The sequence below is a fragment of the Mesorhizobium sp. W067 genome (genome assembly GCF_054719525.1).
In genome coordinates this window covers 5173148-5193805 of record NZ_JBTTII010000001.1, presented here as the reverse complement: position 1 = coordinate 5193805, position 20658 = coordinate 5173148, and the positions used below count along the sequence as shown (strand labels likewise).

Annotated in this window: 19 protein-coding genes; 9 read left to right on the top strand and 10 right to left on the bottom strand. The window is 63.7% G+C overall.

Annotated features, from left to right (window positions below):
• Positions 1-142 precede the first annotated feature (142 nt).
• The 4 genes from ACYG97_RS25455 to gcvA form a co-directional block, all read right to left on the bottom strand.
• A complete protein-coding gene (locus tag ACYG97_RS25455; protein ID WP_023732666.1) occupies positions 143-1447 on the bottom strand; it encodes an ABC transporter substrate-binding protein in 1305 nt (434 codons plus the stop codon).
• 152 nt (positions 1448-1599) lie between these two features.
• Positions 1600-3042: a hypothetical protein gene (locus ACYG97_RS25450; RefSeq protein WP_023732667.1), complete on the bottom strand. Its 1443-nt coding sequence runs from the start codon at positions 3040-3042 to the stop codon at positions 1600-1602.
• Positions 3043-3233: 191 nt separating this feature from the next.
• Positions 3234-4538, bottom strand: coding sequence for a nicotinate phosphoribosyltransferase (gene pncB, locus ACYG97_RS25445; protein WP_023683568.1), 1305 nt, complete (start codon positions 4536-4538; stop codon positions 3234-3236).
• Between the two features lie 170 nt (positions 4539-4708).
• Complete coding sequence (gene gcvA / locus ACYG97_RS25440; RefSeq protein WP_023671280.1) at positions 4709-5677, bottom strand: transcriptional regulator GcvA; 969 nt, start codon at positions 5675-5677, stop codon at positions 4709-4711.
• A gap of 212 nt (positions 5678-5889) precedes the next feature.
• Between gcvA and speB the strand changes: the two genes are divergently transcribed.
• From speB to ACYG97_RS25400, 8 genes are all read left to right on the top strand, one after another.
• Complete coding sequence (gene speB, locus ACYG97_RS25435; protein WP_023732668.1) at positions 5890-6951, top strand: agmatinase; 1062 nt, start codon at positions 5890-5892, stop codon at positions 6949-6951.
• 83 nt (positions 6952-7034) lie between these two features.
• Positions 7035-7829, top strand: coding sequence for a transporter substrate-binding domain-containing protein (locus tag ACYG97_RS25430; protein ID WP_023729762.1), 795 nt, complete (start codon positions 7035-7037; stop codon positions 7827-7829).
• A 6-nt stretch (positions 7830-7835) separates the two neighbouring features.
• Complete coding sequence (locus tag ACYG97_RS25425) at positions 7836-8492, top strand: amino acid ABC transporter permease (protein WP_023732669.1); 657 nt, start codon at positions 7836-7838, stop codon at positions 8490-8492.
• A complete protein-coding gene (locus ACYG97_RS25420; RefSeq protein ID WP_023695893.1) occupies positions 8489-9136 on the top strand; it encodes an amino acid ABC transporter permease in 648 nt (215 codons plus the stop codon). Before ACYG97_RS25425 ends, ACYG97_RS25420 begins: the two co-directional genes overlap by 4 nt.
• Positions 9137-9204: 68 nt before the next feature.
• A complete protein-coding gene (locus ACYG97_RS25415) occupies positions 9205-10293 on the top strand; it encodes an ABC transporter substrate-binding protein (RefSeq protein ID WP_023732670.1) in 1089 nt (362 codons plus the stop codon).
• A gap of 183 nt (positions 10294-10476) precedes the next feature.
• A complete protein-coding gene (locus ACYG97_RS25410; RefSeq protein ID WP_023732671.1) occupies positions 10477-11514 on the top strand; it encodes an ABC transporter ATP-binding protein in 1038 nt (345 codons plus the stop codon).
• The gene (locus ACYG97_RS25405; RefSeq protein ID WP_023732672.1) at positions 11511-12365 is read left to right on the top strand and encodes an ABC transporter permease; all 855 of its coding nucleotides are present in this window, start codon (positions 11511-11513) and stop codon (positions 12363-12365) included. Before ACYG97_RS25410 ends, ACYG97_RS25405 begins: the two co-directional genes overlap by 4 nt.
• Positions 12362-13165 carry an ABC transporter permease gene (locus tag ACYG97_RS25400; RefSeq protein ID WP_023671272.1) on the top strand — a complete coding sequence of 268 codons (804 nt, stop codon included), beginning with the start codon at positions 12362-12364 and terminating at the stop codon, positions 13163-13165. Before ACYG97_RS25405 ends, ACYG97_RS25400 begins: the two co-directional genes overlap by 4 nt.
• Positions 13166-13216: 51 nt before the next feature.
• Here the strand turns inward: ACYG97_RS25400 and ACYG97_RS25395 are convergent, their stop codons facing one another.
• The 6 genes from ACYG97_RS25395 to ACYG97_RS25370 all read right to left on the bottom strand — a co-directional run bounded on the left by ACYG97_RS25395 (position 13217) and on the right by ACYG97_RS25370 (position 19674).
• On the bottom strand, positions 13217-14620 hold the full coding sequence (locus tag ACYG97_RS25395) for an MATE family efflux transporter (protein ID WP_023732673.1): 1404 nt from the start codon (positions 14618-14620) through the stop codon (positions 13217-13219).
• 245 nt (positions 14621-14865) lie between these two features.
• Positions 14866-15627 carry an SDR family NAD(P)-dependent oxidoreductase gene (locus ACYG97_RS25390; protein ID WP_023732674.1) on the bottom strand — a complete coding sequence of 254 codons (762 nt, stop codon included), beginning with the start codon at positions 15625-15627 and terminating at the stop codon, positions 14866-14868.
• Positions 15628-15655: 28 nt separating this feature from the next.
• Positions 15656-16468 (bottom strand): ABC transporter permease, encoded by an 813-nt coding sequence (locus ACYG97_RS25385; protein ID WP_023732675.1) that lies wholly within the window; start codon positions 16466-16468, stop codon positions 15656-15658.
• Entirely contained in the window at positions 16468-17331 is an 864-nt protein-coding gene (locus tag ACYG97_RS25380; RefSeq protein WP_023671266.1) for an ABC transporter permease, read from the bottom strand. The genes ACYG97_RS25385 and ACYG97_RS25380 overlap by 1 nt, the downstream gene beginning before the upstream one ends.
• A gap of 62 nt (positions 17332-17393) precedes the next feature.
• Complete coding sequence (locus ACYG97_RS25375; RefSeq protein ID WP_023732676.1) at positions 17394-18557, bottom strand: ABC transporter substrate-binding protein; 1164 nt, start codon at positions 18555-18557, stop codon at positions 17394-17396.
• Positions 18538-19674 (bottom strand): ABC transporter ATP-binding protein, encoded by a 1137-nt coding sequence (locus ACYG97_RS25370; protein ID WP_023732677.1) that lies wholly within the window; start codon positions 19672-19674, stop codon positions 18538-18540. Before ACYG97_RS25370 ends, ACYG97_RS25375 begins: the two co-directional genes overlap by 20 nt.
• A 113-nt stretch (positions 19675-19787) precedes the next feature.
• On the opposite strand from ACYG97_RS25370, the gene ACYG97_RS25365 reads away from it, so the two are divergent.
• A complete protein-coding gene (locus tag ACYG97_RS25365) occupies positions 19788-20597 on the top strand; it encodes a helix-turn-helix transcriptional regulator (protein WP_023732678.1) in 810 nt (269 codons plus the stop codon).
• Positions 20598-20658: the final 61 nt, after the last annotated feature.

Genomic DNA, 20658 nt, shown 5'->3' with positions numbered 1-20658 from the left:
TCCCCTTGTGGGGAGGGTGACCGCGCAGCGGTCGGGTGGGGGTTGGGCACGGGCCGTCGCGACCCCCACCCCGTCTCGCAAGCTTCGCAAAAGTGCGAAGCTTGCGTGCCGACCCTCCCCACAAGGGGGAGGGTAAGGCGCCTCACAGCGCCTGCGTCGTATAATCCCCTTCGGCCTCGTAAAGCCCGTCCTCGATCTTGGTCTTGTGGACGACATTCAGCTTGCCACCTTCGACCTTGGAGATGTTCTGGATGCCAAAACACTGGTGGATCTTGCCGTTGAAGGTCTTCGGCCCCTGCGGATGCTCCGGGCCTTCGGCGAATTCGGTCAGCGCCTCGGTCGCCTCGACCAGCTTGGCGCGGTCTTCCGGGCCCTTGTAGCCGGCGTCTTCCATCGCCTTCTTGACGACATAGAGCGTCTCCCAGCAGCCGAACATGTGGGCGGCGGTGGAGACGTCCTTGGGGTCGCCGACGGCAGCGCCATTGTCGTCGATGCCAACGGCGGCGCGGTAGGCTTTCTGCGCGGCCGAGTCATTGGCCTGGGCATAGCGCGGCGAGCCTTCCCAGAAATGGCTGCCGTCCAGGAATTCGAGGCCGGGGCTGTTGATGTCGGTGGCTTCGAGCGAATCGATGAAGCCGAACAGCTGCGGCCGGTTGGAGCCGTAGAACTCGCCGAGTTCCTTGACGAAGGTGAGCACGGCCGGGCCGACCATCACGTGGTAGATGACTTCGGTCTCGGCCGGTATCTGCGGGAAGTATTTCGTGAAAGACGACTCTGTCGGCGGGATGGCGATCTGGGCGATGACCTCGGCGCCTTGCGCCTTCAGCGCCGGCGGCAGGTAGTCGCGATGGTCGTAGCCGAAGGCGAAATCCGGGAAGATCTGCGTCACCTTCTTGCCGGCATTGGCCGCGATCCACGGCGCCATCGACTGGATCTGGCTCTTCACATCGGTGATGCCAGGCTGGAAGACATAGCGGTTGAGTTTGGTCGAAGCGACGTGGTGGCCTTCGCTGACGACGAAATACGGGATCTTGTTTTCGCCGGCGGCCGGCGCCGAGCCGATCACCACATGCGAGAACAGCGTGCCGAAGACGATGTCGGTCTTGTGCTGGGTGGCGAACTTGCCGACCACCTCGGCGCCACGGCCGGGATCGGTGCCGTCATCCTCGATCACCAGTTCGACAGGTCGGCCATTGATGCCGCCGGCGTCGTTGATCGCCTTGACCGCGGCGGCACTGGTCTTTTCATACCAGCGGCCATAGGCGGCGCCGATGCCGGTGCGGTGCGACTGGAAGCCGATCTTGATTGGCGCTGAACTCTGCGCCTGGCTGTAGCGGACGAAGCCGGGCGCGAGCGTCAGCCCGGCGCCGGCGGCGAGACCTTTCAGCGCGGTGCGGCGGCTAAGGGTGGATTTGGAGAGATCGAAAAACCCATTCTTGTCAGTCACGGCAGTTCCCCTGTTTTTGAGTTTTGACTGTCTGTAACGAGGCAAGGCCACTCCCTTGCAGGAGGGGCAGAAATTGCATGTGTACAAACTAAATCACCAAAGCACAGAGCTTGCAAGCGGGCTTTCCGCAAAGGCATGTTGATCAGCTTGTCTCATCCGGCCGTCGGCGTGGCAAGCAACCACAGGCCGAAGATCGTGTAGGCAATCATCAGCATGGTGAGCGGCAACTGGCTGAGGGCGGCGCGCGATGGCATCTGGTGCAGTCGCCAGGCCAGTCCATGGGCAACGAGCACCGCCAGCATGTGCCCGGCGATGATGATGCCGGCCTGCAGGTTCCACAGCCACCAGGCGGAGTCGGCCCCGGCGACGATGCCGGCCTCGATCTGCATGTCGGCGGCGCCGAACAGGTTCCATCCCAGCGCGAACGGGTCGGACAAAGCGGCAATCGCATACTGGCCGTCGACCAGCAGCGCCGTCAGATAGTGCGCGACATGATAGGCGAGCGCGATCGGTACGATCGACCAGACCAGCAGCCCGGCGGCCTCGCGGAGGGAATGTCGGCTGCCGGCGAGGCGCTGGCCGAGGATGACGGCCAGCAGGAATGCCGCCGCGAGCAAGACGAAGGTCAGCACGAGGCCGAAGCTGCTAATGCCGATGAGCGCGGTGCGGCCGGGATATTCCAGCGGGTTGATGCCGGACAGGCCGAGCCAGAAGAAGGTTTTCGACAGGCCGTCGAAGGACACCGATGACAGGCTGAGCAGCAGGAAAGCGATGCCGCTTGCCGGCAGGGGTGCCGCGCCGAGCAGTTTTGAGCCCGGCCAGCAGAGAGCGAGCCGCCCGTGTTCATCGCGCTCAATAAGGGCGAAGCGCGCCACCATGGCGAAGAACACCGTCAGGAATTCGCCGCGCCGGCTCCAATCGCGGTAGCCGAAGGCGAGCATGGCGATGAAGGTAAGCAACCAGTAGAGGCCGGCGGCATAGGCCAGCCGCGCCGGGTCGTCGGGCGCCGGGTCGATCAGCTCGAACCAGGCGAAGGCGAAGAACAGGATAACGGCTGGCCAGCAGCCGAGCCATGAAGGCAAACGCGATTCCTGTCCCTCACCGCCACGAAGCTTGAACAGGCGGCTTACGATCCGCCACGGGCCATACCATGGGTTCAGCCACGACCAGAGATCGCCGAACAGGCCTTGCGCGATGGCAAGGCCGACCCAGAGCAGCGTCCAGATGGTTAGCGGCAGCGGATTGGAGAGCGGATCGCGGCTGCCGAACAGGCCGGCGGCGTTGAGCGTTGCGAAGCCGGCAAAGGAGATGAGGCTGATGATTGTGCGAGGGGTGTCGGCGAATGGGAAGAGCGGCAGGCGGCGGCGCCAGAAGCGGTCGAGGGTTGCGGGTGGCAGCAGGGCGAGGACGAGGAAGCTGACGGCGACGGCGAGCGCGCCGCCGGCGATGTAGTAGCCGGTGGGCAGGAGGAGGACGTGGCCGCGGTCGGAGGCGTGGGCGAAGGCAGGGTTGGGGAGGAGTGTGAGGGTGGGGGAGCAGGCGACATATGTCAGCCTGACGCGATCCTTCACACCCCCCTCTGGCCTGCCGGCCATCTCCCCCGCAAGGGGGGAGATTGGATGTCGCCGGGGCTTTCGCCAACTTTCAAGGGTAAAGAAAGAGGCGCGGTACTCGACGCTGCCAATCTCCCCCCTTGCGGGGGAGATGTCCGGCAGGACAGAGGGGGGTGGGCGGGAACTCACGCTATCGCGATTTCCATTTCGTCCAGCAAGGCACCCGCCGACCCTCAAACCTTGACCAGCTGCTCCACGCGGTCCTTCGCCCCAAAAATCCGGAGATAGCGCTCGATCTCCTTCTTGTCGCCCGTCGCTTTCGCCGGATTGTCCGACAGCTTCACCGCCGGCCGGCCATTGGCCTCCGTCACCTTGCAGACCAGCGATATCGCATCCAGGCTGTTGGTTTCGGTCGGCGCGCAGCCTTCGAAATCGTTGGTGAGGTTGGTGCCCCAGCCGAAGGACATGCGCACCTTGCCCTTGAAGTGCCTGTAGGTCTCCTCGATGGTCTCGACCTCGAGACCGTCGGAGAAGATCAGCAGCTTCTGCCTGGGGTCCTTGCCCTTCTCGCGCCACCAGTCGATGATTTTTTCGCCGCCTTCGATCGGCGGCGCGCTGTCGGGGCGGAAGCCGGTCCAGTCGGCGACCCAGTCCGGGGCGTCGCGCAGGAAGGATGCGGTGCCGAAAGCGTCGGGCAGCACGATCAGCAGGTTGCCGCCGTAATAGCGCTGCCAGTCCTGCAGCACCTTGTAGGGTGATTCCTTCAATTCCTTTTCCGACTTGGCAAGGGCGGCAAAAACCATCGGCAATTCATGCGCGTTGGTGCCGAGCGCTTCGAGGTCGTTGTCCATCGCCAGCAGCACGTTCGAGGTGCCGGTGAAGGCTTCGCCAATACCTTCCTTGAGCGCCTCGACGCACCAGCGCTGCCACAGGAAGGAATGGCGGCGGCGGGTGCCGAAATCGGAGATGCGGATGCCGGGCAGCGCCTTCAAGCGTTCGGTCTTGGCCCACATCTTCCCCTTGGCGCGTGCATAGAGCACGTCAAGCGCGAAGGGACCGAAGGCGCGCATGGCGGCGCGGGAGCGAAGCTCGTTGATGATCGCCAGCGCCGGGATTTCCCACAGCGTAGTGTACATCCAGGGGCCACTGAAGGAGAGCTCGTACTGCCCGTCGCGCTTGGAGAGCTCGTAGTCGGGCAGCCGAAAACCTTCCAGCCAGGCGAGGAATTCCGGCTCGAAGATCTGCTTGCGGCCATAGAAATTGTTGCCGCCAAGCCAGATCATCTCCTTTTTGGAGAAGCGCAGCGTGCGGGCATGGTCGAGCTGGTCGCGCAATTCGCCTTCGTCGATGTCGTCGGCCAGGCGCACCGAGGTGGTGCGGTTGATCAGCGAAAAGGTGGCGTCGACCTTGGGGTACATGCCCCAGATCATCTGCAGCATCAGAAGCTTGTAGAAATCGGTGTCGAGCAGGCTGCGGACGATCGGGTCCAGCTTCCAGGTGTGGTTATAGACGCGCCGCGCTATATCGGTTCTTGCCATGTCCTGCCGTCGCCTTCGCTGCTCACGTCTGTCTTACGCAATTCCGGACGGGAAACCGCCGCACTCGTTTCCTGGAATTGCCGGGCAAGAGCTTATTAGCATTGAATTTTTGAAAGCGCTTCCCGCTTTCCGGGCTGGCCCGACAAAAAGCAGTCGCTCCCGGTCCAGCCTCAACTCTTGGCGCCCACCACCCGCAGCGCCGGACGCTTCCGGCGGCTGCCGATGCGGCCGGCCACCGGCGCGTCGGCGCGGCTGTCGGCCTGTTCCTTTTCGGCAAACAGCCAGTCGACGAACAATTGCACGATCGGCGCTGAACGCATCTCGTTGCGGCAGACGACATAGAAATCGTCGACCGCCGGCACCGACAGGCTGAACGGCGCCACCAGCAGGCCCCTGGCGAGCAGCATGCTGGCGGTGACGGAATCGCCGAGCGCCACGCCATGGCCGTGAACCGCGGCTTCGATGGCCGTGCGGGCGTCGCCGAGATGGTGACGGCGGCCGCGTTCGAGGTCGAGCCCGTCGGCGGCGGCCAGCCAGGTGTGCCATTCGCGGCCATCATCGCCATGCAGGATGACATGGCCAGCAAGATCCCGGCAGATGCGGAGCGGCCGGTTGTTGATCAGCGTCGGGCTGACCACCGGGAACAGTTCGAGGCCCGACCATTTGCGCATCCAGCAATCTGTCCAGCTGCCGTCGCCATAGAGCACGCAGACATCGACCTGTGGGGCGCGGATGTCCTTGGGGTCGTTGGACGGGATCAGCGTCAACCTGATATCAGGATATTGCGCCATGAAGCTGCCGAGCCGCGGCGTCATCCACAGAAGCAGCAGCGCCGGCACGCAGGAGACCGACAGCGTACCGGCGCTGGCTGGCCTGGTCATGCGCTGGGTGGCGGCGGCGATGCCGTCGAAGGCGGTCGAGACCGCCGGCAGCAATTCGGCGCCGTGCGGGGTGAGCTTTACCCGCTGTCCGGTGCGTTCGAACAGTTTTACGCCGAGTGATTGCTCGAGCGCCTTGATCTGGTGGCTGATTGCGCCGTGGGTGACGTTGAGCTCACTCGCCGCCTTGGTCAGCGAGGCATGCCGCGCCGTCGCCTCGAAGGCGCGCAAGGGATTCAAGGGGGGCAGACGCTTGGCCATGAGCAACCGGATACTCTGTGAGATTTTCTCACAATCAGCACCGTAACAATATCAATTGATTTTTCAATGCGGCTGCTGGACACTTTGGCAGGTCAACAGCATCAATGACGTGAAATCTACAGGCAGCCAGCGGGACAGCGGCCCGGCCGGATGATGGTCAGTTCGCAGGTGTCGCCACGGCCGCATGCATCAGCCCGCAGGAGGAGACCGACATGGGTTATGACAGAGGCAAGCTGGAAGCCTTGCGCCGCAAGTATGGCGAGAGCCATGGCGGCGAGATGTTCGACCCGAAGTTCCGCAAGGTCGCCGACAAGATCTTCTCCAAGAGCGGCACAAGGCTGGCGCCCTATGCCGGCATCCCCACCTTCCTCGCCGCGCCCTACCGTGAAATCGCTGCCGACAATCCGGATTTCGGCGATTTGCAGGTGGCGATCATCGGCGTGCCGATGGATCTCGGCGTCACCAACCGGCCCGGCTCGCGCTTCGGGCCAAGGGCGCTGCGCGCCATCGAGCGCATCGGCCCTTACAATCATGTGCTGGAATGCGCGCCGACGCATGAGCTGCGCGTCGCCGACATCGGCGATACGCCGTTCCGCAGCCGCTACCGGCTGGAGGTCAGCCACGAAGACATCGAGCGCCGCACCAACCAGATCGTCGATGCCGGCGTGCTGCCGCTTTCGGTCGGCGGCGACCACTCGATCAGCCATCCGATCCTGAAGGCGGTCGGCAAGAAGGCGCCGGTCGGCATGATCCATATCGACGCCCATTGCGACACAAGCGGGCTGTTCGACATGACCAAGTTCCATCATGGCGGACCGTTCCGCAACGCGGTGCTGGACGGCGTGCTCGACCCCACCCGCACCATCCAGATCGGCATCCGCGGCTCGGCGGAGTATCTGTGGGAGTTCACCTACGAATCCGGCATGACGGTCGTGCATGCCGAAGAGGTGACGGGTCTCGGCATTCCGGCCATCATCGAGAAGGCGCGCAGAATCGTCGGCGACAGCCCGACCTACATTTCCTTCGACGTCGACAGTGTCGATCCGGCCTTCGCGCCGGGTACCGGCACGCCGGAAATCGGCGGCCTCACGACGCGCGAGGTGCTCGAACTGCTGCGCGGCTTGAAAGGCCTCAACATTGTCGGCGGCGATGTCGTCGAGGTGGCGCCGCAATATGACGCGACCACCAACACCGCCCATGTCGGCGCCCAGGTCCTGTTCGAGATCCTGAGCCTGATGGTGTTCAGCCCGGCGATCACCGGCAAGGGGGCCTGACGGATTTCACATGCAAAGGCGGCCGCCGCGCTGGAGCCGGCGGCCGTTTCCAAAACAAACAAGCTTCCAGAAGGGGAATACCAATGACAATCCAAATGAAATCAACCATCGCCGCCGCGCTGATGCTCGCCGGCCTCGGCTTCGCCTCCCCGGCCAATGCCGACGCCGTCGACGACATCACCAAGGCCGGCGCCATCAATGTCGGCATCTTCTCCGACTTTCCGCCCTTCTCCTCGGCCAGCGCCGATATGAGCATCAAGGGCTATGACGTCGACGTCGCGCAGGCGATCGCCGATTCACTCAAGGTGAAGCTCAATCTAGTCAGCGTCACCGGCCAGAACCGCATCCCGTATCTCACCGACAAGCGCGTCGATATCCTGATGAGCGTCGGCTATTCCAAGGAGCGCGAGGAGGTGATCGATTTCGCCGCCGCCTACGCGCCCTATTACATCGCCGTCATCGGTCCGGCGGCGCTCTCCGTCAAAGGCAAGGAAGACCTTGCCGACAAGTCGATCGCCGTAAATCGCGGCACGCTGGAGGATACGTCGCTGACCGAGGCGGCGCCGGCATCGGCCGACATCAAGCGCTTCGACAACTACAACTCCGTCATCCAGGCCTTCATCTCCGGCCAGACGCAGCTGATGGTGGTCGGCAATGATGTCGGCGCGCAGGTGCTGGCCAAGCAGGACGCGCTGAAGCCGGAGCAGAAGTTCCAGCTTTTGACCTCGCCTTCGCATATCGGCCTCAACAAGAAAGAGGACCGGCTGAAGACGGCGGTCAATGATGCGGTTGCCAAGATGCTGGCCGACGGCAAGCTCGATGAGAGCTCGAAGGCCTGGCTGAAGACGCCGCTCAATCCCGACAACCTCAAGGATTGAGTTCTCGTGGCCTTTGCCTGGCTCCCAGGTGCTGTGGGCGACATCGCGCGCGGCGCGGCCACGACGATCCTGTTGATCGTCGTGGCCGCGCTCGTGGGCACGCTGCTCAGCATCCTGGGCGCTGCCGGCCGGCGCAACGGCCCGGTATTCGTGAAGCGCGCCATCGCGGTCTATGTCGAGGTGATGCGCAACACGCCGTTCCTGGTGCAGCTGTTCTTCATCTTCTTCGGCCTGCCCAGCCTCGGCATAAGGCTCGATCCGATCCTGGCCGCCATGTTGGCAATGACGCTCAACATGGCGGCCTACACGATTGAAATCGTCGGCGCCGGCCTCGATGCCGTGCCCGGCGGACAGACGGAAGCCGCCTTGGCACTCGGGCTTCGGCCACGCCAGGTGTTTGTCAAGATCGTGCTGCCGCAGGCGCTCAAGGTGATCTACCCGGCGCTGACCAGCCAGATCGTCATCATGATGCTGGAATCGGCCGTGGTGTCGCAGATCGCCGTGCGCGAGCTGACCTATGAGGCCGACATGCTGCAAGCCCGCACCTTCCGGTCCTTCGAAACCTATTTCGTCGTGACCTTGGTCTACCTCGTCCTGTCCATGGCCTTGCGCCGGCTGCTGGTCACAGGCGGGCGCCGCGTACTGGGGGCAGGTGTCACATGATCGAATTCACCTTCTGGGACATCGTTCGCAATCTGCTGCTCGCCGCCCGCTGGACGGTGCTGTTGTCACTGGCCGCCTTCGTCGGCGGGGCGCTGGTCGGGCTGATCGTGCTGTTCTTCAGGATCGCAGAGAATAAATGGAGCCAGCGGGTCGCTTCCGGCTACATCGCCCTGTTCCAGGGAACGCCGCTGTTGATGCAGCTGTTCCTAATGTTCTTCGGCCTGCCGATGCTCGGCCTGCGCATCGAGCCATGGACGGCAGCGGTGCTCGGCCTGACCTTCTTCGCCAGCGCCTATCTGGCCGAGATCTGGCGCAGCGGCGTCGATGCGCTGCCGCGCGGGCAGTGGGACGCCGGCGCCAGCCTTGGCCTGCACCGTCTGCAGGAGCTCAGGCTGATCATCCTGCCGCAGGCGTTCTCGATCACAAGGGCGCCGATCGTCGGCTTCCTGGTGCAGTTGATCAAATCGACGGCGCTGACCTCGATCATCGGCTTCGAGGAGCTGGTCAGAACCTCCAACGCCATCAACAACGCCACCTTCGAACCGTTCAAGGTCTACGGGCTGGTGGCGCTGATCTTCTTCGTCATGTGCTTTCCACTGACGCAATACGCCCGTACGCTCGAACAACGAGCGGCGGCCCACTGACGCCAGGCGGCGACAGTGCGTGAAGGGAACCTACCGGAATAGAACGGCATCAACTGAGGAGAAACCAGATGAACAGACTGATTGGAAAATCCCTGACACGGCGCGGCGTGCTTGGTGCGGGCCTCGCTACAGCCGGCGTGCTCGCCATGCCGTCGATCCTGCGCGCGCAGGACAAGTCGCTGAAGGTCGGCGTCTATGGCGGCTATTTCAAGAAATCCTTCGACGAGCACGTCTTCCCCGATTTCACCAAGGCCACCGGCATTGCAGTGGAATCGGTCGCCGAGCCGACCGGCGAAGCCTGGCTGGTGCAGCTCGAACAAGCGTCCAAGGCCGGCCAGGCGCCGGCCGACCTTTCGATGATGTCGCAGACCTCGACGCTGAAGGGCCAGTCGACCGAATTGTGGACGCCGCTCGATACGTTGAAGTTCAAGCACTACAACGACCTCTTGCCGCGCTTCGTCAACAAATATCCGGATGGCCGGGTCGCCGGCATCGGCGCCGTCGCCTGGTGGATCACGCTGGTCTCCAACACCGACGTCTACAAGGATGCGCCGACCTCATGGGAGACTCTGTGGGACAAGGCCAATGAGGACAAGCTTGGCCTTCTGGCACTTGCCTCGAACTCGTTCCTGCTCGAAGTGACGGCAAAGACCTTCATGGGCGGCACCAATGCGCTCGACACTGAGGACGGACTGAACAAGGCGTTCGAAAAGCTCGCCGAGCTCAAGCCGAATGTCCGGCTGTGGTATCGCGACGAGGCGCAGTTCGAGCAGGCGCTGAAGTCGGGCGAGATCCCGATGGGCCAGTATTATCACGACGTCACCGGCCTCGCGGTCGCCGACGGCTTCCATGTCCGCTCGACCTTCCCGAAGGAAGGCGGCATCCAGGATTCCGGCAATTGGGTGCTGTCGCGCGCCTCGACCAAGGTCGACGAGGCGCATGCCTTCATCGACTATATGAGCCAGCCGTCGATGCAGGGCCTGATGTCGCGCAAGGTCGGAACCACGCCGACGCTGAAGAAAGAGGTGCTCGACCTCAAGCCGGAAGAGTTCGCAGCCGTGTCGTCGGATATCGATCCGATCATCCCGCGCTACGACCTCTATACGTCGAAGGCCGACTGGATCAACCAGAAGTGGACCGAGCTGATCGTCGGCTGAGCCGTTCGATCCGCTTAAAAACTGATCGGCCGCCGGACCTCTTCCGGCGGCCAGTTAGAGCAGTTCACCGTTTCATGGAAACGGCGACCTACTCCAACTTTCTTGTTTGTAAGCAATTCCGGACGGAAAACCGTTACACACTTTCCTGGAATTGCTCCAGCGCACAGCCTGAGAGGGATGAGCATGTCCGGACTAGACATCAACGCCGTCACCAAAAAATTCGGCAACTTCGCCGCCGTCGACAATGTGCAGCTCAACGTGCCGCACGGCACGTTCGTGTGCCTGCTCGGCCCGTCGGGCTGCGGCAAGACCACGCTGCTGCGCATGATCGCCGGGCTGGAGGAGCCGACCAGCGGCGCCATCGTGCTCGACGGCGAGGACATCACGCCTTTGCCGACGCACAAGCGCAATCTCGGCATGGTGTTCCAGTCGCTGGCGCTGTTTCCGCATCTCTCTGTTGGCGACAACATCGCCTATGCGCTGCGCATTCGCGGCGCCTCGAACGAGGAGCAGAAGAAACGCGTCGACGAGTTGCTGGGCCTGATCCATCTGACCGGCTTTGCCGACCGTCCGGTGGCCAAACTATCGGGCGGCCAGCGCCAGCGCGTGGCGATCGCCCGGGCACTGGCGCTGTCACCAAAGCTGTTCCTGCTCGACGAACCGCTGTCGGCGCTCGACGCCAAATTGCGCGAGGCCATGCAGGTGGAACTGCGCCAGTTGCAGCAGCGGTTGGGCATCACCACCATCGTCGTCACCCACGACCAGCGCGAAGCCATGACCATGGCCGACCTCGTCGTCGTCATGGGCCACGGCAGGATCCTGCAGGCGGCGCCGCCGATCGAGATCTACCGCAAGCCGGCCGACGCCTTCGTCGCCGACTTCATCGGCATCACCAATCTGCTGCCGGCCGAGATCGACAGCACCGGGCGCACCACCATTCTGGGCACAGCCATTCCAGGTCTTGCCATGCCGGCGGGTCAGACTAAAGCGTCTGTATCGGTCCGCCCCGAGGATGTGCATCTCGGCAGCCCCGGCGGCTCGGCCATCACCGGCGAGGTGAGTTTCGTGCGCGATCTCGGCGGCACCATCGAGACCTTCGTCGACGTCGGCGGCACCAGCATCATTGCGGTGACGACGCCGCGCGAGCGGCATGACGTGCCGGTCGGCGCCAAGGTCGGCGTCACACTGCCGCCGGCAAGCTGCGTGGTGCTCGGCGCATGAGACGCGAAGCGCCGAAGTCGATAGCCGACTACACGCCGCTGTTCTTTCCGGCGCTGATGCTGATCGTCTTCTTCGTCGTGCCGTTCTCGACGATGATCGCGGTGAGCTTCTTCAAGCGCAATCCGTCCGGTTTCTACACACCGGATTTCGTGTTCGACAATTACGCCCGCTTCCTGTCGGTATTCTTCGGCGGCGTGCTCGGCTTTTCACTGATGCTGGCGGTGCTGGTCGCCGTCTGCTGCGTGGCCATCGCCTTCCCCTTCACCTACCTTTTGACCCGCCGGCCGCGCCGCGTGCAGACGCTATGGCTGGTCGGCCTGTTGTCGGTGCTGTCGCTGTCGGAAGTCATTATCGGCTTTGCCTGGTCGACGCTGTTTTCGCGCACGGCGGGCATCACCAATCTGTTCGTGGCGATCGGGCTGATGGACAAGCCGGTGGCGCTGCTGCCGACCTTCGGCGCGGTGCTCACCGGCATGGTTTACCAGGCGCTGCCCTATACGATCCTGGTGCTTTACCCCGCTTTGGTCCGCCTCGACCCGACATTGCTCGAGGCCGCGCGCACGCTCGGCGCCTCGCCTATCCGCGCCTTCTTCAACGTCGTCGCGCCGGCGCTGCGCAACACCATCGTGGCGACGCTGATCATGGTCTTCGTGTTTGCGCTCGGCTCCTACCTGCTGCCGCAGATTCTCGGACGGCCGCAACACTGGACGCTGTCCGTGCTGATCACCGACCAGGCGATCTACCAGTCCAACATGCCGTTCGCAGCCGCAATGGCGGTGTTCCTGGTGCTGATCTCGCTGGCGCTGGTCGGATTGACACTGCTCGTCGGACGCCGGGAGAATGCACTATGACCGCGACCTTGCTGCGCCGTGTCTATTTCACCATCGTCGCTTTGTTCCTGGCGGCGCCGCTGATCGTGGTGGCCGGGGTTTCGGTCAACTCGCGGCAGGAACTCAGCTTCCCGCCGGTCGGCTTCTCGCTCGCCTGGTACGCCCAGATCTTCACCGACCCGGAATGGCGGCTGGCGCTGATCCATTCGGTGACGCTGGCCGTTTGCTCGGCGGCCATTGCGGTTGCTGTTGCGCTGCCGCTGGCCTGGTTCCTGTGGCGGCGCATCGCGCCCTGGGCAAACATTTTCCAGGTGCTGGGGCTTGCCCCCTTCATCCTGCCGCCGGTCATCACCGCGCTCGGCTTCCTCTCCTTCTGGGCGACGGTCGGGCTGTTCGGCCAGTTCTTCACCGCCATCATCAGCCACGCCATCTTCTTCGTGACGCTGCCGCTGGTGACGCTGTCGCTGGGCTTTGCCTCGATCGACCGCTCGCTGGTAGAGGCCGCCGCCACCATGGGCGCCGACGACCGCACAGTGCTGAAAACCGTGGTGCTGCCGTTGATCCTGCCCTACCTCGTCTCGGGCTACGCCTTCGCCTTCGTCTTGTCGCTCAACGAATACATCGTCGCCTACATGACGATCGGCTTCACCACCGAGACGCTGCCGATCAAGATCTTCAACGCGCTGCGCTATGGCTACACGCCGACCATGGCTTCGGTGTCGGTGTTCTTCGTCGCGGTGGCCGCATTGGTGTTCGGCTCGATCGCCAGGTTCGGCGATATACGCAGGCTGCTCGGCGCGATGTCGTCGGACGGGAGCTGAGCGAGCCACGCCAAACGAGAACGGCCGCCGAACCCGGCGGCCGTTTTGCTTTTAATGGCTGAAGACGAGCGGCGGCGCGATCCTATCCCGCCTGAGCCAGCGGGCCAGGAGCAGCACCGCCACCACGGCCAGCCCCGACGCCAGGCCGATCCAGATGCCGACGCCGTGCAAGCCGAAATGGAAGGCGAGCAGCACGCCGAGCGGCAGGCCGATGCCCCAATAGCCGATGGCGGCATAGATCATCGGCACCTTGGTGTCGTGCAGGCCGCGCAGCATGCCGGCGGCAACGGCTTGCGCGCCGTCGAAAATCTGAAACAGCGCCGCAAAGGCCAGGAACGACACGGCAAGGGCGATCACCCTGGCATTGACCGGGTCGGTCATGTCGATGAAGGCGCTGATCAGCAGATGCGGCCACAGGACCATCACCAGCCCCATCAGCGCCATGAACGAGACGCCGATGACGAAGGCAGTCCAGCCGGCGCGCGAAACGCCTGCCGGATTGCCGGCGCCGTGGGCCAGCCCGACGCGCACGGTGACGGCCTGGTTGAGACCGAGCGGCACCATGAAGGAGATCGAGGCGATCTGGATGGCGATGGCGTGCGCGGCGAGCGAATCCGCATCGATCAGGCCCATCAGCAGGGCTGCGGCGTTGAAGATCGTCACCTCGAAGGCGAGGATGCCGGCGATCGGCATGCCGAGCCGCAGCAGACCCTTGAAACGCGGCCAGTCGGAGCGCCAGAAGCGGCCGAACAGGCGGTAGCGGCGGAACTTCTTCTCCAGCATCACCACGGCTGCCAGGCCGCAGAACATCAGCGTGCTCGACAGCGTGGTCGCCAGCCCCGAACCGGCAATGCCCATCGAGGTGACGCCGAGATTGCCGAACATGAACACCCAGTTGAAAAAGGCGTTGCAGGCGACGGCGACGAAAACGATGACCAACGCCCAGCCTGGCCGCTCCAGCGCCGAGATGAACGAGCGCAGCACGATATAGCCGTAGAACGGCAGCACCGCCCATTCCAGCCAGCGCAGATAGATGCCGGCCTGATGTGCCAATGCCGGCTCCTGGCCCATGGCCAGCAGAATGGCCTCGCCATGCCACAGCACCATCCAGATCGGGATCGAGATCAGGATCGCCAGCCACAGCCCTTGCCGCACGGTGCGGCGCAAATCGCGCACCGAATATCGGCGGCGGCCAAGCTCGGTGGCGATCATCGGCGAGGTCGCCAGCATCAGGCCGAGGCCGAAGATCAGCGGCATGAAATAGAGGTTGGCGCCGAGCGCGCCGCTGGCCAGCGTGTCCGCGCCCAGACGCCCCATCATCATGACGTCGGTGGCGGTCATCGCGGTCTGGCCGAGATTGGTCAGCACCATCGGCCAGGCCAGCGCCAGCGTCGCCCTGATTTCCTGACGCCAAAGATTTTCCGGCGCACGAGCGCCGGCTTCGATCGCAGACATTGTCCTGCTCTTTCCGGTTGCGGCGCGTCGGCAACGAGGCCGGAAGCCGCACTTCCAAACGGCAAAACCTTCGGTTTCGCAGCGTTTGCGTCGTTCTATTGGACGAAATGCGGCATGAAGGCAAGGGAGGACGGGCAGCCGGCGATTGAGCCAGAGGCGGGAACCCTCCTATCCGGCTGCCCTTATTTGTTTTACGCAATTCCGGACGGAAAACCGTTACACACTTTTCCTGGAATTGCTCTAGATCAGCCGATGCTTTCGCCGCCGTCGATCACCAGCGCCTGGCCGGTCATGAAGGATGAGCGGTCCGAGACGAGGAACAGGATCGCTTCGGCGATCTCTTCGGCGCTCGCCCAGCGCCCCATCGGAATCCTGGTGCGGACATAGGTCTCGATCGCCTCGCGGCCGCCCATCTGGGCGATGAACGGTTCGTTGAAGGGGGTGTCGACCCAGCCGGGGCAGAGCGCGTTGACGCGCACATTGTGCCGGGCATAGTCGAGCGACATCTGCCTGGTCATCGCCACCACGGCATGTTTGGACGTGGCATAGGCGATCATCTCGCGGTCGTAGAAGACGCCCGAATTCGAAGCCGTGTTGAGGATGACGCCGCCGCCTTGCGCGACCATTGCCGGCATGACCAGCCGCGCGGCCAGAAACTGCGCCCGTACATTGATGCGCCATGACGCATCCATACCATCGACCTCGACCTCGGTCAGCGTGCCGCCGACCTGGATGCCGGCGTGATTGTGCAGGATGTGGATGCGGCCATACTTGCCGAGCGTGCCTGTGATGAGCTGCCCGACCGCCGCGTCGTCAGAGACGTCGGTGACAATCGCCTCGGCCTGCCCGCCCACTGCCCGAATGTCCGCCGCTGTCGTCTCGCCGCTGGTCTTATCCCGGTCGGCGATGACCACCACAGCGCCTTCCCTGGCCATGATCATGGCGCCGGCGCGGCCGATGCCGGAACCGGCGCCCGTCACCATGGCGATGCGGTCTCTAAGGATCATGAATTTGTCTTTCAGCTGGATGGCTTGTTCAGTTTGACGGCTGGCGCTGGCGCAGCTGCCATTGGGCAAGCACCACCAGAAGAACCGAGGCGACGAGCACGATGGTGGCGATGGCGTTGATTTCCGGCGTCACGCCGCGCCGGATCGAGGCGAAGACATAGATCGGCAGCGTCGTCTGCGCGCCGGCGACGAAGAAGGCGACGATGAAATCGTCGAAGGAGAAGGTGAAGGCGAGCAGGAAGCCGGCGATCACCGCCGGCATGATCTGCGGCAGCACGATCGAGCGAAACGTCGTCAGCGGCGTGGCGTAGAGATCGCTCGAGGCCTCGACCAGGTTGCCGTCGAGGCTGGCGAGACGCGTGCCGACGATCATCGTCACCAGCGCCATCGAAAACAGGCCATGCGCGGCAATGATCGATCCATAGCCGAGCGACAGGCGCGGCGGCTGGTCGTTTGGCCAGATCGAGGCGAGGAACGGGTTGAGCACGCCAAACAGCTGGACCAGCGCGACAAGCGTCGAGATGCCGATGACGACGCCGGGAACGACGATCGCGGCACCCATCAGCGCGTCGAAGACGGCGCGGGTTCTGAGCCCGACCCGCGCCAGGCCGAGTGCCGCCGCCGTGCCGCACACCGCCGCCAGAAGGGCGCTGGTGGTGGCGATGAACAGGCTGTTCTTCAACGCCTCCACCAGGAACGGGTTCGACAGCGCCGTGCCGTACCACTGCACCGAAAAGCCGGTGAACTCGCTGGCATGGCGGCCGGCGTTGAAGGAAAACAGCACGACCAACGCGATCGGCAGATAGAGGAAGGCGAAGACGGCTGTGACGAAGGCGCGCATCAGATCAGATCCACCCTGCGGGCGCCCGACACCCGTGTCGAAATGCGGTTTGCCGCGATCAGCACCACCACCGAAACCGCCACCAGCGTGATGGCGATGGCCGATCCGAACGGCCAGTTGCGCGACTGCAGGAACAGGTCGACCAACGCGTTGCCGATGAAGAACACCTTGCCGCCGCCAAGCAGCGTCGGGATGAGGTATTCGCCAAGCAGCAGGATCATGACCAGCGAGAAGCCGGTCATCACGCCCGGCAGCGACAGCTTCAGCGTTACCCCCAGAAAGGTTGAGAGCGGCGTCGCGCCGAGATCGGCGGAGGCTTCCAGCAGCCTTCGGTCGAGCCGCTCGAGACTGACATAGATCGGCAGGATCATGAGGGGCAAATAGCCATAGACGATGCCGAGCAGCACGGCGCCCGGCGTGTTGATCAACCTGACATCCTCGATGCCGACAAAGGCCAGCAGTGCGGGAATGCCGCGTCCGCCCAGAATGTACATCCAGGCGTAGGTGCGCATCAAAAGGCTGGTCCAGAACGGAATGACGACGAGCGCAAGCAGGATCAGCCGCCAGCGCTCCGGCGCCTTCAGGGCGAGATAGTAGGCAACCGGGTAGGCGACGAGCAGGCAGGCAAGCGCGCCCACCGGCGCCAGCATCATCGTGTTCCAGAAAGCAGTCGCCCGCGCCGGAAGATTGGCATACTGCGCCAGCGTGAAGGCGGCCTGATAGCCGCCCTCCGGCGCCCGCTCGCCGACGCTGAACACGGCCATGGCGATGAACGGCAACACCAAAAACACCACCAGCCACGCTGTAGCCGGAGCGAGCAGCAGCGCTGTCAGGATGTTATACCGAAATCTGTTGCCGTGCATGGAAACCGCCCCGATGCCGGCGGACATAGGCCCGCCGGTTTCCGTTTGCGTCAGGCCAGGCCTCAAGCCGACTTGAAGCGCGCCATCAGCTCGGCGCGGCCGGGATCGGTCAGCGTCGCCGCCGCACCAAACTCCAGCGGTGTCAACAGGTCGGCCGCCGGGTAAAGGATCGGATTGTCGAGCACTTCCTTGGGCAGCAGTTTGTTGACCCGCGCGTCGGTCGAGGGCGCGCCATTGGCGAGATGCTCCTTCACAGCAACCTCCGGGGTCATCAGATAATTGAGCAAGGCATAGCCGGCCGGCTTGTTCGGCGCGTCCTTCGGGATGGCGTAGAAATCGGTCCAGATTTCCCCGCCCTCCTTGCCCAGCACGTAGGCGATCTCCGGGATATCGCGATGCAACTGCGCGCCGTCATTCGTCCAGCACATGGTCATCCAGGCGTCGCCCGCCCGCATTCCCGGCTGGTAGTCCGAAGAGACCGCGAACAGATGCGGCTTGACCTTGAGCAGCAGTTCCTCGGCCTTGGCAAGTTCATCCTGCTTCAGCGAGTTGAAGGAATAGCCGTAATATTTCAGCGCGTTGCCGATGGTGGTCAGCTGGTAGTCATGCACCATGGTGCGGCCATCACCCTCAGCCATGGCAACGTCCCAGAATTCCTTCCAGCTCGTCATCGGCTTGGCCAGCTTCTTGGTGTTGACGGCAAAGCCCGTGGTGCCCCAGTTCTTCGGCACCGCGTAGGTCGTGCCGTCGATCGTGCCTTCCCCAGTGAAGCGCGGGTCTTCCTGCGTGCCGTCGAAATTCGGCAGCTTGGCCATATCGAGCGGATCGATGATGCCGAGCTTCTTGTAGGTCGAGATCGTGTAGTTGGTCGGCACGAACAGGCTCCAGCCCGAGGCGCCGGCCTGCAGCTTGGCCAGCATCTCCTCATTGGAGCCGAACACGTTGACCTCGACGGCGACGCCGGTGTCCTTCTTGAAATTCTCGAAGGTCTGCGGGTCGTGATAGTTCGGCCAGGTGGCGATCGACATGCGGTCGCCGAGGTTTTCGGCGGCGAAGGCCGGCGTCGGCATGATGCCGAGCTCGCGCGCCATCACCGCGGTTGCGATGCCCAGGCCGGTGAGGCCGAGGAAATCGCGGCGGCCGATCGAGCCGCGCTCCAGGCGCATCAGCTGGTCGACGAAGTTCTCGGGGCTAATCGGCAGTCCGTCACGATATGATTTCGACATTTTTTGCTACCCTCTGGTTGGTCCCGTTGTTCTTGTTCTCCGGAAACGCCAGCGGCGTCCCAGAGGCAAAGCCGATGGCGACGGGTTCGCCCGGCTTGAAGAGATTGCCATGGCCGATCACATGGTCGGCCTTGGCCAGCAGCGTTCCGATGCCCTGCACCTCGATGGCGTATTCCGCCGTCGAGCCCAAGAAGATCCGGTTGCGCACGATGCCCTTGAAAGGGCTGCCTTTGGTGGAGCCGAGGCTTAGCGATTCAGGACGCAGGCTGACGGAAACGGTCTCGCCCTGCTGCAAGGCGGTTCGTTTGCGCGCGGCAATGACGGTTCCGTCCGTCAGCGCCACATTGACAAGATCGCCTGTATGCCCCGCAACCTTGCCGCTCAACAGATTGGTCTTGCCGACGAAGTCGGCGACGAACAGGTCGGCCGGCTCGTCATAGATCTCGCTCGGCTGGCCGAGCTGTACGATGCGGCCGCCATTCATGACGCAGACGAAGTCGCTCATCGACAGCGCTTCCTCCTGGTCGTGGGTGACCAGCACGAAGGTGATGCCGATCTCGCGCTGCAGGTTCTGCAACTCGATCTGCATATCGGTGCGCAGTTTCTTGTCGAGCGCCGCCAGCGGCTCGTCGAGCAACAGCACGGCCGGCTTGTTGACCAGTGCGCGCGCCAGCGCGACGCGCTGCTGCTGGCCGCCGGACAGTTCGTGGATCTTGCGGCCGCCATAGCCGGCGAGCCGCACCATTTCGAGCGCCTCGCCGGCGCGACGGCCGATTTCCTGCGACGACAGGCGTGGCCGTGCCTGGCGCAGCCCGTAGGATACATTGGCTTCGACATCGAGGTGCGGAAACAGCGCATATTGCTGGAACACCATGTTGACCGGGCGGCGATAGGGCGGTGTGCCGGCCATGTCTTGGCCGCGGATGAACACCTGGCCTTCGCTCGGCTGCTCGAAGCCGCCGATCATGCGCAGGCATGTGGTCTTGCCGCAGCCGGACGGTCCGAGAAGGGCGACAAAGGCGGAGGGCGGCACAGCCAGATCGATGCCGCTGACAGCGGTCACGGCGCCATAGCGCTTGGTGACGCCGCGAAACTCGATGTCGGGCACTGCGGTCAAAGTGCTGGCTCCAGCAACAGGGCTATTTCAGGACGCTACCAGAGCCGATGGCGGCTAGTATATACCTCGCAGGTGGTATATCTTATCTATTTTCTCGTTTGAGGGGGTATAGGTTGAGTGCGTCCCGCAGCGACGAATACAGCCGGCTCGCAGCCCTTGTCGCGGCAACGCGAGAGACCAGCGGCGAAATGTTCGGCCAGGCAATGGTCGATTGGCTGAGCCAGCATGTCAGCTTCGACCACTGCGTTATCTTCGGCTATCGCGGCGCATCGCGACCGCCGCTGCTGTTCGAAACCTTCTCGCCGGCCGAGAGCCATGTCTTCGTCACGCTCTATCAGGAAGGACCTTATCTGCTCGACCCATTTCATCACGCGGCGGTGGAGCGCAAGGAGGGGTTCTGGCGCATGCGCGAGCTGGCGCCCGACCGCTTCTATGCCAGCGAGTATTTTCGCACCTACTATAGCCAGACAAGGCTGGCCGAGGAGGTCGGCTTCTTCGTGCCGCTGCCCGGCAAGGATGCGCTGGTGCTGTCGCTGATGCGATTGCACGCCTCGGGTCCCTTCGGCACCGCCGATGCCAGGCTGCTGCGCGACATGGCGCCGGCGGTCATCAACTTCGCCCGGTTGCGCTGGCCCGCACTTTCGGCCGAGGAGCAGGACGAAGCGGAGCAGGGCGAGACGATCGCCGCCGTCAACGAGTTCGACCGCGCCCACATTTGGGAAAGCCTGTCGCTGACCCCGCGCGAAAAGCATGTCGTCGATCTGGTGCTGCAGGGGCATTCCACCGAGTCGATCGCAAGAGCCATGCGCATCGTGCCGGGAACGGTGAAGGTCCATCGCCGCAACATCCATCGCAAACTCGGCATCAAATCCCAGGCCGGGCTGTTCGCCCGCTTCATCGAGATCATCGAGAGCCGGCGTTGAACTCGCTGAGGCAGACATCGTTCACTTGCCGGCGACAGACTGCTACGGATTACCCGAAACC